This window comes from Kineococcus sp. G2 (genome assembly GCF_037154035.1).
Taxonomy (GTDB): Bacteria; Actinomycetota; Actinomycetes; order Actinomycetales; family Kineococcaceae; genus Kineococcus.
Genome location: NZ_JBBBEM010000016.1, coordinates 1 through 14,365, shown reverse-complemented (window position 1 = coordinate 14,365; position 14,365 = coordinate 1). Strand labels below are relative to the sequence as shown.

General features: G+C 75.2%; 12 protein-coding genes and 1 tRNA gene. 7 read left to right on the top strand and 6 right to left on the bottom strand.

Going from position 1 to position 14,365, the window contains the following annotated elements:
• Positions 1-129: 129 nt before the first annotated feature.
• A tRNA-Thr gene (locus V9U69_RS03255) sits at positions 130-202 on the bottom strand.
• Positions 203-261: 59 nt separating this feature from the next.
• The gene (locus V9U69_RS03250; protein WP_337059864.1) at positions 262-1,068 is read right to left on the bottom strand and encodes a formate/nitrite transporter family protein; all 807 of its coding nucleotides are present in this window, start codon (positions 1,066-1,068) and stop codon (positions 262-264) included.
• A gap of 183 nt (positions 1,069-1,251) precedes the next feature.
• Between V9U69_RS03250 and V9U69_RS03245 the strand changes: the two genes are divergently transcribed.
• Both V9U69_RS03245 and V9U69_RS03240 read left to right on the top strand, forming a co-directional pair.
• Positions 1,252-2,778, top strand: coding sequence for a mannitol dehydrogenase family protein (locus tag V9U69_RS03245; RefSeq protein WP_337059863.1), 1,527 nt, complete (start codon positions 1,252-1,254; stop codon positions 2,776-2,778).
• The gene (locus V9U69_RS03240) at positions 2,775-3,518 is read left to right on the top strand and encodes an HAD family hydrolase (protein WP_337059862.1); all 744 of its coding nucleotides are present in this window, start codon (positions 2,775-2,777) and stop codon (positions 3,516-3,518) included. Before V9U69_RS03245 ends, V9U69_RS03240 begins: the two co-directional genes overlap by 4 nt.
• 52 nt (positions 3,519-3,570) lie before the next feature.
• On the opposite strand, the gene V9U69_RS03235 is transcribed toward V9U69_RS03240, so the two are convergent.
• Positions 3,571-5,109, bottom strand: a complete 1,539-nt coding sequence (locus V9U69_RS03235) for an alpha-N-arabinofuranosidase (RefSeq protein ID WP_337059861.1) — start codon at positions 5,107-5,109, stop codon at positions 3,571-3,573.
• An 86-nt stretch (positions 5,110-5,195) separates the two neighbouring features.
• On the opposite strand from V9U69_RS03235, the gene V9U69_RS03230 reads away from it, so the two are divergent.
• Positions 5,196-5,501 (top strand): GNAT family N-acetyltransferase, encoded by a 306-nt coding sequence (locus V9U69_RS03230; protein WP_337059860.1) that lies wholly within the window; start codon positions 5,196-5,198, stop codon positions 5,499-5,501.
• Positions 5,502-5,529: 28 nt separating this feature from the next.
• Entirely contained in the window at positions 5,530-6,639 is a 1,110-nt protein-coding gene (locus V9U69_RS03225) for a LacI family DNA-binding transcriptional regulator (protein ID WP_337059859.1), read from the top strand.
• A 43-nt stretch (positions 6,640-6,682) separates the two neighbouring features.
• Here the strand turns inward: V9U69_RS03225 and V9U69_RS03220 are convergent, their stop codons facing one another.
• Positions 6,683-8,653: a serine/threonine-protein kinase gene (locus V9U69_RS03220; RefSeq protein ID WP_337059858.1), complete on the bottom strand. Its 1,971-nt coding sequence runs from the start codon at positions 8,651-8,653 to the stop codon at positions 6,683-6,685.
• 196 nt (positions 8,654-8,849) lie between these two features.
• Between V9U69_RS03220 and V9U69_RS03215 the strand changes: the two genes are divergently transcribed.
• Positions 8,850-10,307: an alpha,alpha-trehalose-phosphate synthase (UDP-forming) gene (locus V9U69_RS03215; protein WP_337059857.1), complete on the top strand. Its 1,458-nt coding sequence runs from the start codon at positions 8,850-8,852 to the stop codon at positions 10,305-10,307.
• Positions 10,304-11,083, top strand: a complete 780-nt coding sequence (gene otsB, locus V9U69_RS03210; protein ID WP_337059856.1) for a trehalose-phosphatase — start codon at positions 10,304-10,306, stop codon at positions 11,081-11,083. The genes V9U69_RS03215 and otsB overlap by 4 nt, the downstream gene beginning before the upstream one ends.
• A 21-nt stretch (positions 11,084-11,104) precedes the next feature.
• Here the strand turns inward: otsB and V9U69_RS03205 are convergent, their stop codons facing one another.
• Positions 11,105-12,292, bottom strand: coding sequence for a cation:proton antiporter (locus V9U69_RS03205; protein ID WP_337059855.1), 1,188 nt, complete (start codon positions 12,290-12,292; stop codon positions 11,105-11,107).
• 57 nt (positions 12,293-12,349) lie between these two features.
• Positions 12,350-12,832 carry a cation:proton antiporter regulatory subunit gene (locus tag V9U69_RS03200; protein WP_337059854.1) on the bottom strand — a complete coding sequence of 161 codons (483 nt, stop codon included), beginning with the start codon at positions 12,830-12,832 and terminating at the stop codon, positions 12,350-12,352.
• Between the two features lie 385 nt (positions 12,833-13,217).
• Here V9U69_RS03200 and V9U69_RS03195 point away from each other — a divergent pair, with 385 nt between their 5' ends.
• Entirely contained in the window at positions 13,218-14,294 is a 1,077-nt protein-coding gene (locus V9U69_RS03195; RefSeq protein ID WP_337059853.1) for an ABC transporter ATP-binding protein, read from the top strand.
• The last annotated feature ends 71 nt before the right edge of the window (positions 14,295-14,365 follow it).

The window sequence follows — 14,365 nt, the reverse complement described above, 5'->3', positions numbered from 1 at the left end:
CGACGGCGGGGTGCACGGCTCTGGCGCCCCTGGCATCCTGGGGGTGGGTACGGTGCCGACAAGCACGTAGCGTCGCAGCACGGGACCTCGCCGGTCGTCCTCGGACGACGCTGATCCGCGGTGGTGGGGAGCCGACACTCGGACTCGAACCGAGAACCGCCCGATTACAAGTCGGGTGCGCTACCAGTTGCGCCATGCCGGCCAGCCGGGCCCGGAGGGCCCGACACGGCGATCGTAGCCGTCGAGGCCTCCGTCCGCGGCTCAGTCCGCCTCGCGCTGCGCCTCGGCGACGCGGTGCGGCACCCGCAGCAGCCGCACCGCGGTCACGAGCACCACGCCGCCGAGCAGGTTGCCCAGGACCGCCCAGCCCAGGCGCGGCAGCCAGTCGAGGTAGCCGAAGGGGGCGTCGGCGTGGATGGCGGCGAACACCAGCAGCGAGTCCAGCACGGAGTGGAAGAGCTGCCCGCCGGCCAGCAGCGCACCGAAGAGGATCGCCGGCACGATCCGCACCCCGGTGCTCTCGGTGGCGTGCTGCATGCGGGTCATCAAGGTGATCACGAGGCCGGCGAGGACGGCGAGGCAGAACGAGCGCACACCGATGGGCATCGTGGCGTAGTGGGCGCCGGCCTCGACCACCGTGCCGTTCATGTCGGGGAGGGCGGCCACCACCAGCCAGGTGACCACCCAGCCGCCCACGAGGTTCATGGCCAGCGTCACCGCCCACAGCCGCAGCAGGGACACGACGCTGCCCTCGCGCGCCACGACGGCCGTGACGGGGACGAGGAAGTCCTCGGTGAACAGCTCGCTGCGCGCCAGCAGCAGCGCCACGAAGCCGATGGAGAACGCGAGGCCGGCGAGCAGGTGGCTGCCCGTGGCGTGCAGGACCAGCAGGTACGCCAGGACTCCGGTGCCGACGTCGAGGCCGCCGAGGAACCCGGTGCTCACCAGCGGCAGCAGGGGGCGGGCCAGCCGGTCGCGGCCCTCGCTGACGAGCCGGTCGAAGGCGTCCTCGAGCTCCGGCTCCGGGCGCGACGGCGCCTCGGTGGGGTCGGCGGTGTTCTCGGACACGGATCGCTCCTCGGGTGCCGTCGGGGCGGCCGGTGCCACCCTCCGCCCCCACGTACCCGTTCGACGGCGGGCGATGCGCCCGGGCGCCGGGGGTTTGGGCGCGACCGCAGCGGGTACGACACGAGTGCTCCAAGCCAGCGGGCACCACACCCCGCACCGCGGGCACTTCTGCGAGGAGCGACGTTGGCCGATGCGCCCACCCCCGGTCTCGACCGGGCCGTCCCCCTGTCGGACGACACCCTGCACGACCTCCCGAGCGCCGTCTCGGTCCCCGGCTACGACCGCGCCGCGCTCGTGCCCTCCGTCGTCCACATCGGCGTCGGCGGTTTCCACCGGGCCCACCAAGCCGTGTACCTGGACGAGCTGGCCCGCCGCGGCCACCGCGACTGGGGCCTGGTGGGTGTCGGGATGCACAGCCCGCAGATCGGCGAGGTGCTCCAGGCGCAGGACCGGCTGTACACGGTCGTCGAGCGCGGCGCCGAGCAGGAGAGCGCCCGCGTGGTGGGGGTGCTGATCCGCTACCTGCTGACCGCGGACGACCCGGGTGCGGTGCTGGACGTCCTGGCCGACGAGCGCACCCGTGTGGTGACGCTGACGATCACCGGCACCGGTTACCGGATCGACCCGCACAGCGGCGAGTTCGACGCCGACGACGACGCCGTCCGCGCCGACCTGGAGCACCCCGAGCGCCCCGGCACCGTCTTCGGCCTGCTCACCGGTGCGCTGGCCCGCCGCCGCGACGCCGGCACCGGCCCCTTCACCGTGCTGTCCTGCGACAACATGCAGCACAACGGGGCGGCCGCCCGCACCGCCGTGCTGTCCTTCGCCCGGCTGCGCGACGAGCGCCTGGGCGACGACCTCGCGGGCTGGATCGAGGAGAACGTCACCTTCCCCAGCTCGATGGTCGACCGCATCACCCCCACCACCACGCCGGAGGAGCGCGACGCGATCGCCGCCTCCACCGGGGTGGACGACCGCTGGCCGGTCATCACCGAGCCGTTCACCCAGTGGGTCGTGGAGGACTCCTTCTGCGCCGGGCGCCCCCCGCTGGAGGAGGTCGGGGTGCAGTTCGTGGACGACGTGGTGCCGTACGAGACGATGAAGACGCGGCTGCTCAACGCCAGCCACTGCGCCCTCGGCTACCTCGGCCACCTCGCCGGGTACCGCACCATCGACGAGCTCATGGCCGACGACGTCTTCCGCGAGTACCTGGTGCGGCTCATGGGCGAGGAGGTCGCCCCGCTGCTGCCCGAGGTGCCGGGCATCGACCTGGTGGAGTACCAGCGCACCCTCGTGGAGCGCCTGGCGAACCCGCGGATGGGCGATCAGCTCCTGCGGCTGTGCCGGCGCGGCTCGAGCAAGATGCCGAACTACGTCTTCCCCTCCGTTCGGGCCGCGCTGGAGCAGCACCGCCCCCACCAGCTCCTGGTGCTCGCGGTGGCGGGCTGGATGCGGTTCCTGCGCGGGTACGACTACGCCGGGCAGGACTTCCCGGTGGATGGCCCCATGTCCGAGCGCCTCGTGGGCCTGGCGCGCGAGGGCGACGTGGAACCCGAGGCCCTGCTCAGCGAGAGCGCGGTGTTCGACAGCCTCTCCCGCGATGAGCACTTCGTCGCCTCCGTGGAGGTGGCGCTGCGGGCCCTGGAGGAGCAGGGCCCGCGAGAGGTGATCCAGCTGTACCTGACGCTCGACGAGGAGGGCGCTGCGTGACCGACCGCTCCACCGGCTTCGACCCCACCGGGGTGACGACGCTGCTGTGCGACGCCGACGGGACCCTGTTCCCGTCGGAGGAGCCCGCGTACGCCGCCTCGGCGGACGTGACGAACCGGTTCCTGGCCGAGCTGGGCGCGCAGCGCCCGTACTCCCCCGCCGAGCTGCAGTCCATGACCAACGGGAAGAACTTCCGCGCCGCCGCGCAGGAGCTGGCCCGCGGCTACGGGCGCGAACTGGCCCGCGGTGACCTGGAGCACTGGGTGACCGAGGAGAAGGACGTCGTCACCGCCCACCTGCGCACGGTGCTGCACCGGGACCCCGCGGTGCACGACCCGCTGGTGCGGCTGGCGGAACGCTTCGCGCTCGCAGCGGTGACCTCGAGCGCCGCCACCCGGCTGGACGCCTGCCTGGACGTCACCGGCCTCACCGGGTTCTTCGGGGCCGGGCGCCGCTACAGCGCCGAGGACTCCCTGCCGGAGCCCACGAGCAAACCCGACCCGGCGGTGTACGTGCACGCCCTGCAGGACCTGGGGGTCACCCCCGACGAGGCCGTGGCGGTGGAGGACTCCGTCAACGGGGCCCTGTCCGCGGTGGCAGCGGGGGTGCGCACCGTCGGCACCGTGCAGTTCGTGCCCGAGCAGGAGCGGCAGGCCCGCACCGACGCCCTGCGCGAGGCCGGGGCGTTCGCGGTGGTGTCCTCCTGGGACGAGGTCGAGCAGCTGCTGACCCGCGCCTGAGCACGGGCCGGGGGTCCGCACCGGACCCCCGGCCCACCGCACCCGGTGGTGCTCAGCCCACCAGCGGCAGCTGCACCGTCGCGAACGAGTGCGGCGGCAGCTCCACGGTGAGGGTGGAACCCTCCAGGCGGACGCCGTCGAGGGCGCGGGGCTCGACGGCCGCCTCCTGCCCGGGCACGTTGTGCGCGGTCAGGTCGGCGGCGGTGAGCACCTCACCGGTGGGCTCGCCGACGGTGCGCCCGCGCAGGTCCACGGTGAGGGTGACGGGCGCCTCGGTGTCCAGGTTCGTCAGCGACAGCAGGGCCACGCCGTCGCGCACGGACGCGGAGGCGGAGAAGGTGCGCAGCTGCTCACCGTCGACCTCGCGGGCAGGGGCGTCCCCGAGCAGGTGCAGCGGCAGGGTCGCCGCCCCCTGGTGGCGGCGGTTCATCCGGAACACGTGGTACGTCGGCGTCAGGACGAGGTCGGCGCCGTCGGTGAGGACCACCGCCTGCAGCACGTTGACGGTCTGGGCGATGTTCGTCATGACGAGACGGTCCGCGAAGCGGTGGAACACGTCGAAGTGCAGGCTGGCGACCAGCGCGTCGCGCAGGGTGTTCTGCTGGTACAGGAACCCCGGGTTCGTGCCGGGCTCCACGTCGAACCAGGTGCCCCACTCGTCGCAGACGAGGCCGATCCGCTTGTCCGGGTCGTAGGCGTCCATGACCCGCGCGTGGCCGCCGAGGACGCGCTCCATGCCCTGCGCCTTGAGCATGGTGCGGTAGTAGTCCTCGGTGCCGAACTCCGTCGCCGAGCCCTTCTGCTCCCACGACGGCCCGGTCCACGTGTAGTAGTGGAACGAGACGGCCTGGATGGGCGCGTGCCCGTGGCGCTCCTCGACGCCCTTGCCGCCCAGGCCGCTGACGGTCCTCATCAGCGCCTCGGTCCAGGCGTAGTCGTCGTCGCTGGCGCCGGCGGCGATGCGGTACAGCCGGTTGTCGTCCTGGTCGCGGCAGTACGTGGCGAACGTGCGGGCCTGGGCGGCGAACTGCTCGGCGGTCATGTTGCCGCCGCAGCCCCACGCCTCGTTGCCGATGCCCCAGAAGCGGACCTTCCACGGCTCCTCGCGGCCGTTCTCGCGGCGCAGCCGCGCCATCGGGGAGTCGCCGCGGCGGGTGAGGTACTCCACCCACTCGCTCATCTCCCGCACGGTGCCGGAACCGACGTTGCCGGAGACGTACGGCTCGGTGCCCAGCAGCTCGCACAGCGCCATGAACTCGTGGGTGCCGAAGTGGTTGTTCTCCTCCACGTCGCCCCAGTGGGTGTTCACCATGCGCGGCCGGCTCTCCTTGGGGCCGATGCCGTTCATCCAGTGGTACTCGTCGGCGAAGCAGCCGCCGGGCCAGCGCAGGTTGGGGATGTCCAGCGCCTTCAGGGCCTCCACCACGTCCAGGCGGATCCCGCCCTCGTTCGGGATGTCGGAGTCCTCCCCGACGTAGAACCCCTCGTAGATGCAGCGGCCCAGGTGCTCGGCGAAGTGGCCGTACACGTGGGGAGAGATGACGGGGCCGGTCACGTCCAGGTCGACGACGGCGCTGACGGCTGCGGACACTGTTCCTCCAACGTTGTAAGGGTCCGGCCGTCCCGACGCTACCCGTGCCGGGGAAGCACGTCAGCACCCGGGGCGTTCCTCCGTGCGTGAACGACTCCGCCGACCGCCTGTCCGTCACCCGCGACGACGCCCGCCGGCGCTGGGAGGGCCGCCTGGACGGCGAGCTCGTGGCGATCGCCGACTACGTCCCGCAGCAGGACGAGCGCGGCGAGGTGCTGGCGCTGGTGCACACCGAGGTGGTGCCCGAGCACCAGGACGAGGGGCTGGCGAGCGCCCTGGTGGACGCGGCGCTGGAGGACGTGCGCGACCGCGGCCTGCGGGTGGTGCCCGCGTGCTCGTTCGTGCGGCTGCACGTGCGGCGACACCCGGAGCGGTACGCGGACCTCCTCTGAACCCCCTCCGGCACGGCAGGATGGGCCCGTGCCGCAGGAGCCCGAAGCCGCCCCCACCGCCGAACCCGCCGCCGGACCCGGCGTCCGGCGCCGCTCCCGGCGCGCCGCGACCCCCGGCGTGGTGACCCTGCACGACGTGGCCACCGCCGCGGGGGTGTCCCTGGCGACCGCGTCGCGGGTGCTCAACGGCAGCAGCCGGGTGGTCGGCGAGTCGCTGCGGGAGAGGGTCCTGGCGGCGGCGGCCCGGCTGGACTACTCCCCCAACGCCCAGGCGCAGGCGATGGCGCGGGGCCGCTCGAACATCGTGGGCCTGGTCGTGCACGACATCGCCGACCCGTACTTCTCCACGATCGCGGCCGGTGTCATGCAGCGGGCCGCCGCCTCGGACGTCATCGTGACGCTGGCCGTGACCGGTTCCTCGCCGGAGGCGGAGGTCACCCACGTGGCGGCGCTGCGCCGGCAGCGGGTGCGGGCGCTGCTGCTGGCCGGCAGCCGCTGGCGGGACGAGGAGGCGACGGCGGCGCTGCGCGACGAGCTGAACGCCTTCCGCGCCGGTGGCGGCCGGGTCGCGGCGATCAGCCAGGACGTGCTGGGCGTGGACACGGTGCTCATCGACAACCACCGGGAGGCGCGCCGGCTCGCCGAGGAGCTGGTCGGCCTGGGCTACCGGGAGTTCGTGCTGCTGAGCGGCCCGCGGGGCGTGGCGACGGCCGTGGACCGCGCCGCCGGCTTCCGCGCGGCGCTGACCGAGCGCGGCCACCCGCCGGTGCTGGACCTGGAGTGCGCCTTCACCCGCGACGGCGCCCACGGCGCGCTGGGCGAGGTGCTGGCCCGGGGGCTGCCGTCGGCGGGCGGGCGGCCGCCGTGCGTGCTGGCCGTCAACGACGTGATGGCGGTGGGGGCCATGGCGGCGGCCCGGGAGGCCGGGCTGGCCGTGCCGGGCGACGTCGCGGTGGCCGGGTTCGACGACATCCCCACGCTGCGGGACGTCAGCCCGTCGCTGACGACGGTGCGCCTGCCGCTGGCCGAGATCGGCGGCCGCGCCTTCGACCTGGTGGACGAGACGGCACCGCAGCGGCGGGTGGAGCACGTCGACGGCCGGGTGCTGCTGCGCGACAGCACCCCGCCGCTGCGCTGACCGCGCCCGACCGGGGCGGCACGGGCCGCCGCGACCGGGCGGGCTACTGCAGCCGCTCGAACGGCGACTGCGCCAGCGGCCGCCAGTCCGGCGAGTCGCCCTGCAGGACCATGGCGGTGGCGGCCAGCGCCACCAGCAGCAGCAGCCCGATCGCCACGCCCGTCTCGCGCTCGCCGCGCAGCACCGAGCGCACGACGGTGCGCGCACCGCGCTGCAGCGACCGGCTGCCCGGACCGAACCAGGCCACGAGCGTGCCCGCCAGGCCGCCCAGCGCCAGCAGCCTGGGTGCCCCCGGGTCCGCGCCCATCGGCCAGCCCACCACCGTGCCGCCGATGAAGACGACGCTCACCCCGACCAGCAGCGGGACGATCGAGGCGAAGAGCGTGGACACCGCGGCGCGCAGCACGTGCCACGGCGTCGCGGCCGTCACCGCCAGAGCGTCCGTCGAGCGCGGCCCCGCCTCCCAGCGGCGGCGGAACAGCGCCGAGGAGGCGCGGTCCACCGTGCGCGCCAGGACACCGCCGGCGAACGCGAGGACCACGGCGGCCGTGGGCGCCACGGCGAACACCCCGACGAGGGCGAGCAGCCCCGCGAGCAGCGTCCAGGTGCGCTGCGGGCGCGCCGGCTGGCCGTTCGTCCCCAGCCGCGGCGCGGGGCGGTCCTGCTGCGCCGGCCGGGCGGCGCCGGGCGGGCCGAAGGGCGCCGGCGGACCGGAGTGCGCAGGAGGGCCGGAGGGGCCGGCGGGCGGGTGGACCCGCCCCGGACCTGGCGCGCGCGGGATCCAGCCGGGCGGCGCCTGCCACCCGGCCGGCCGCGCGGCCGGTTGCGGCACCGGGGTCGTGGGCGGGGCCACCGGCGGCAGCACGCGCGTGGAGTCGGCGGGCTCGGCGGCCGGCGCGGGAGCCGCGGGCGGCAGCACCGTCGTCTCGCCGGCCGGGGCGTCCGGCCCGATGAGCGAGGCGAAGCGCGAGGGGGGCTCGGCCCGGCCCTCCCCGGCGGCCGCCGGCACCGCCGTGGTCGCCGCGCCCGCCGCCGGGCCGGGCTGGGGGCCGGTGGTGGCCCCGTCCAGGGCGCGCAGCAGCTGCTCGGGGTGCGGGCGGTGGGCGGGGTTGACCGCCAGCGCGGCCAGCAGCGGCCCGCGCAGGTCGGCGGGCACCCCCGCCAGGTCCACGTCGGCGCGCCGCACCCGGTCCAGGACGACCTCCATGGGGCCGGTGCCGAACGGCGGCCGGCCGCTGGCGGCGTAGGCGACGGTGGCCGCCCACCCCCACCAGTCGGTCGCGGTGGACACGCGGCCACCGGCGACGACCTCCGGGGACAGGTACCCGGGCGTGCCCATGACGAGCCCCGTGGAGGTGAGCCGGGCGTCGTCGGCCACGTGCGCGATGCCGAAGTCGATGACGACGGGGGCGCCGTCGAGCAGCAGCACGTTGCCGGGCTTCAGGTCGCGGTGCACCACGCCCGCGGCGTGGATCGCGTGCAGCGCCTCGGCCAGGCCGTGCCCCAGGTCGCGCAGCCGCCCGCCGCGCAGCGGGCCGCGCGAGGAGACCACCGCCTCCAGCGACGGGCCCGGCACGTAGCGCGTCACCAGGTGCGGCCACGCGGAGCCCACGTCGGCGCTGATGACCTCGGCCACGCGCGGGGAGCGCACCCGCTCCAGCGTCTCCACCTCGCGCGCCAGGCGGGCGCGGGCGTGCGGGTCGGCCGCGATGTGCGGCTTGAGGACCTTCAGCGCGACGGCGCGGTGCTCCTCGTCCAGGGCCAGCCACACCACGCCCATGCCGCCCTCGCCGACCACCCGGTCCAGGCGGTAGCCGCCGACGCGGTCACCGGGCGCGGGGGTGTGCGCGGCGGGCCGCCAGCCGGTGCTCGGGGTGCGCGGGTCGGCGGCGGGTGCGGCACCGGGGGCCCAGCCGTCGCGGCGCTGGGCCGGGCGGTCCCACCGGTGGTCCTCGAGGGCCTCCCGCGGGCGCGCCGGCGCCTCGTCCGGGGTGCGCGGGAAGGGGGTGACCACGCCCCCCACGGTACGGCAGGAGGCGCGCCGCGCCGAGGCCCGCGCGCGCTCCGGGACGCCCCGCCGGGGCCCGCGGGCGCACCCGCCGCGGCGCCCGTGCACGAGGTGTGCGCACGCGGTGGACGGCTCGTGGACGGGACCGTCCGTGACCTTGCCGGTAGGGTCGGCCGCAGCGACCCCGAGGAGGATCATCCCCATGCCCGGTGACTACGACCTGGTGGTGGTGGCCAACCGGCTCCCCGTGGACCGCGTCGAGGAACCCGACGGCTCGACGTCCTGGCGGCGCAGCCCCGGAGGCCTGGTGACGGCGCTGGAGCCCGTCATGAAGCGCGAGGACGGCGCCTGGGTCGGGTGGGCCGGCAGCGCCGGCGACGCCCCCGAGCCGTTCGACGCCGAGGGGGTGCGCTGCGTGCCGATCCCCCTGTCGGAGGAGGAGGTCGAGCACTACTACGAGGGCTTCTCCAACGGCACCCTGTGGCCGCTGTACCACGACGTGATCGTCGCCCCCGGCTACCACCGCAGCTGGTGGGACGCGTACGTGGAGGTCAACGAGCGCTTCGCCGAGGCCGCCGCCGGGCAGGCCGCGCGCGGGGCGACGGTGTGGGTGCAGGACTACCAGCTGCAGCTGGTGCCGCGGATGCTGCGCGAGCGCCGCCCGGACCTGCAGATCGGGTTCTTCAACCACATCCCGTTCCCGCCGTTCGAGATCTTCGCCCAGCTGCCCTGGCGCAAGGCGATCATCGACGGGCTGCTGGGCGCGGACCTGGTCGGCTTCCAGCGCGCCGCGGACGCCAGCAACTTCGCCCGGGCCTGCCGCCGCACCAGCAACCTGCCGGCGCGCGCGGGCCGCATCCGCCTGGACGCCGAGGGCGGCCGCGAGGTGCGGGCGGCGTCCTTCCCCATCTCCATCGACTTCCGCGCGCTGGACGAGCTCGCCCAGCGCGAGGACATCAAGGCGCGCGCCGCCGAGATCCGCCGGGACCTGGGCGATCCGGAGCACCTGCTGCTGGGGATCGACCGCCTCGACTACACCAAGGGCATCCTGCACCGGCTGAAGGCGTTCGGGGAGCTGCTCGACGACGGCACCGTCACCGTGGGCGAGGCGGCGCTGGTGCAGGTGGCCACCCCCAGCCGCGAGCGCGTGGAGCAGTACGTGCAGCTGCGCCAGGACGTGGAGGTGACGGTCGGGCGCATCAACGGCACCCACGCCACCATCGCGCACACGCCCGTGCACTACCTGCACCACTCCTACGGGCGCGAGGAGATGGCCGCGCTGTACCTGGCGGCCGACGTGATGCTGGTGACCGCGCTGCGCGACGGGATGAACCTGGTCGCGAAGGAGTACGTGGCCTCCCGCCACGACGAGCGCGGCGTGCTGGTGCTCAGCGAGTTCACCGGTGCCGCCGACGAGCTCGGCGGCCAGGCGCTGATGGTGAACCCGCACGACATCGACGGCCTGAAGGAGACGGTGCTGCGGGCCCTGCGGATGCCCGCGCGGGAGGAGGCGCGCCGGATGCGCGCGCTGCGCCGGCGCGTGGGCGACCACGACGTGCAGCGCTGGGCGGCCTCGTTCCTGGAGGCGCTGGCGGAGCACGCGCCCGATCCGCACGGCACCGCCGCGGAGGTCGCGGCCAGCGCGGAGGCGTCGGCGTGAGCGGGCAGGACGCGGGGCTGGCCGGCGCGCTGGAGGCGTTCGCGGCGCGCGGCCGGGTGCTGGTCGCGCTGGACTTCGACGGCGTGCTGGCGCCCATCGTCGACGAGCCGTCGGCGGCGCGGGCGCTGCCGGAGTCGTCGGCGGCGCTGGCCCGCCTGGTCGCCACGACGGACGTGGCACTGGTGTCCGGCCGGGCCCTGGACGACCTGCGCGCCTGCGCGCAGCCGCCGGAGGGCGTGCTGCTGGTCGGCGGGCACGGCACCCAGTCGTCCCTGGACGCCGACGCGGCGCCGCTGCCGCCGGAGCGGGCGGAGCTGCTGGCCCGCCTGGTCGAGGAGCTCCAGGCGCTGGCCGCCGGCCGCGAGGGGGTGCACGTGGAGCGCAAGCCGATGTCGGCGGTGCTGCACACCCGCCGCGCCGCGAGGGACGTGGCCGCCGAGGTGGCGGAGCTGGCGCTGACCGGGCCGGGGGCGCTGCCGGGCGTGCACGCGCTGCGCGGCAAGGAGGTCGTGGAGCTCGGGGCCGTCGAGCTGGGCAAGGGCGCCGGCGTGCGGCGGCTGCGCGAACGGCTGTCGGCCGCGGGGGCGCCCGTGGAGGCGGTGCTGTTCGCCGGGGACGACGTCACCGACGAGGACGCCTTCGCGGTGCTGTCCCCCGCCGACGGCGACGTGACGGTGAAGGTGGGCGAGGGCGGGACCGCCGCGGCGTGGCGGGTGGGGTCGCCGCAGGAGGTCGCGGAGCTGCTGGGGCGGCTGGCGGACCTGCGCGCGGGCTGAGGCGGGTGACCGGCCGCCGGGTCAGCGGACGGTGACGGCGGCCGCCCGCTCCCGCTGCCGGCGCACCCACCAGCGGCCGAAGGGGTCGGCGTAGCGGGCCAGCACCGGCCCGATCACCGCCATCGACAGCACGTACGCGGCCGCCAGCGCCGCCAGCTGCGGGTCCAGGCCGCCGGCCGTGGCCAGGCCGGCGATGACGATGGAGAACTCCCCGCGGGGGATGAGCGCGGCGCCGGCGCGGATGCGGCCGGGCACCGCGATGCCGACGCGGCGCGCGGCCACCCAGCCGGTGACCAGCTTGGTGACCACGCCGAGCACGACGAGGGCGAGCGCGGGCAGCAGCACCGGCGGCAGGCTCGTGGGGTCCGTCGTCAGCCCGAAGGAGACGAAGAAGACCGCGGCGAACAGGTCGCGCAGCGGCTCCAGGGAGCGGTGCGCCTCCTCCTCCAGGTCGCTGGACAGGCTGATGCCCAGCAGGAACGCGCCGACGGCCGCGGACACGTGCAGGGCCTCGGCGATCCCGGCGACCAGCAGCGCCAGGCCCAGCACGCGCAGCAGCGTCACCTCGGCGGTGCCGGCGGAGACGAAGCGCGAGACGTACGAGCCCCACCGCAGCGCCACGAACAGCGCCACGACCAGGCAGGCGAGGGCGATGAGCACCGAACCGGTGGCCTGCCACACGCCCGAGGCGGCGAGCACGGCGGTGAGGACCGGCAGGTACACGGCCATGCCGAGGTCCTCCAGCACGAGGATCCCCAGGACGCTGGGGGTCTCCCGGTTGCCCAGGCGGCCGGTGTCGGCCAGCACCTTGGCGACGATGCCGGAGGAGCTGACGGCCGTGATGCCGAACATCGCGAGCGCGCCGACGGGCCCGTACCCCAGCAGCAGGCCGACCGCGGCACCGGGCAGGCCGTTGAGGAGCAGGTCCAGGACACCGACCGGCGCCTGGCGCTTGAGGTTGCCCAGCAGGTCCCCGGCGGAGTACTCCAGCCCCAGCAGGAGCAGGAGCATGACCACGCCGATCTGGGAGGCCGCCTCCAGGAAGCCCTCGGGGGCGTTCAGGGGGATGATGCCGCCGGCCCCGAAGGCGAGGCCGGCCAGCAGGTACAGCGGGACGGGCGAGATGCCCAGGCGACCGGCGAGGCGCCCGACGATGCCGAGGCCGACGATGATCGCGCCGAGCTCGATGAGCAGCGCCGCGGCGTGCACCTGTCGACCAGCCTCCCCGTGTGCCGTGGGCCGACCGGCCCGGTCCGTCCCGTGCGCTCAGCCCTGCGCGATCACCTCGGCGGTGGCGCGCACGCCCTCCTGGGTGCCCACGACCACGATCTTGTCACCCGCCCGGAAGCGCTGGGACGGCGCCGGGGACGGGATCAGCTCGCCGTCGCGCACGAGGGCGACGACGGAGGCGCCGGTGCGGGTGCGGATGGCGGCGTCGGCCAGGGTGCGGCCGTCGTAGGGCGAGCCGGCCTCGACGTACACGCCCTCGGTGGCCAGGCCGTCGACCTGCTCGCGCAGGCGGGCCAGGCGCTCGACGACGCGCTGCTGGCCGAGCAGCTCGGCCAGCACCTCGGCCTCCTCCGGCTCCAGGTCCACGACGGAGTGGCAGGCGTCGGGGTCGTCCTGCGAGTAGACGAGCAGCTCGCGCTCCCCGCCGCGCGTGGAGACGACGCCGACGCGCCGGCCGCGCGCGGTGATGAAGTCGTGGCGCAGCCCCACGCCGGGCAGCTTGGTCTCTTCCAGGTCCACGGTGCGAGTGTCCTCCAGGGCAGGGGGAGCCCGTGACAGGGGCACCGGCTGTCCCCCGGACGCCGGAGCGTCCACCGCCCTCAACGTGCGGCGCTCCCCCGCGCATCCCGCCCGCTCGCGCACCGCCACCCACCCGGGTGTGTCCCTGCTCACAGTCCTTGCCCACCGCCGGTGCGTGGGGCAGTATCCGGGGCACCGCGACGCCGCGACCACGTGGGCGACGACGCCGCGGGGGTCGGAGTCGCGGGCGACTCCACGGGCCGACGGCCCGCGAGCGCTCCCGCCGCACCGGTCACAACTCCACACCGCCCGGGAGCAGCAGCGACCGGGTCCGTTCCACTACGGATCGTCCGGCACGTACCTGCCGGTGGAAGGACTGACGACGATGGCCACGGTCACGTTCGACAAGGCGACCCGCATCTACCCCGGCGGCGACAAGCCCGCCGTCGACGCGCTGGACCTGCACATCGAGGACGGCGAGTTCCTCGTGCTGGTCGGCCCGTCCGGCTGCGGCAAGTCCACCTCGCTGCGCATGCTCGCCGGCCTGGAGGACGTCAACGGCGGTCGCATCCTCATCGGCGACCGCGACGTCACCACGGTCCCCCCGAAGGACCGCGACATCGCGATGGTGTTCCAGAACTACGCGCTGTACCCGCACATGACGGTCGCCGACAACATGGGCTTCGCCCTGAAGATCGCCGGCACCCCCAAGGACGAGATCAAGCGCCGCGTGCAGGAGGCGGCCAAGATCCTGGACCTCGAGGCGTACCTGACCCGCAAGCCCAAGGCCCTCTCCGGCGGCCAGCGCCAGCGCGTGGCCATGGGCCGCGCGATCGTGCGCCAGCCGCAGGTGTTCCTCATGGACGAGCCGCTGTCCAACCTGGACGCGAAGCTGCGCGTGCAGACCCGCACCCAGATCGCCTCCCTGCAGCGCCGCCTGGGCGTCACCACCGTCTACGTCACCCACGACCAGGTCGAGGCCATGACGATGGGCGACCGCGTGGCCGTCCTCAAGGACGGCGTGCTGCAGCAGGTGGACACCCCGCGCCGCATGTACGACCACCCGAACAACGTCTTCGTCGCCGGGTTCATCGGCTCGCCCGCCATGAACCTGCTGAGCCTGGACGTCACCGACGGCGGCGTGCGCCTGGGCGACTCCGTCTTCCCGGTCGAGCGCACCTCGCTGGCGGGCACCGGCGACAAGCTCACCCTGGGCGTGCGCCCGGAGGACCTGGAGCTGTCCGACCGCGGCCTGCCGGTGCAGGTGGACGTCGTCGAGGAGCTCGGCGCCGACGCCTACATCTACGGCTCCCTGGCCCAGCCGGGCAAGGAGGACCACCAGGTCATCGCCCGCGTCGACGGCCGCCGTCCCCCGCAGAAGGGCTCGACGGTGCACTTCGTCCCCAAGCAGGGTCACGTGCACCTGTTCGACCAGCACTCCGGCGAGCGCCTGGGCGCCTGACGCCGCAGCACCGCCACGCACGGGCCGCCGCCCCCGGCGCACGGGGGCGGCGGCCCGTGCCACGTCCGGAG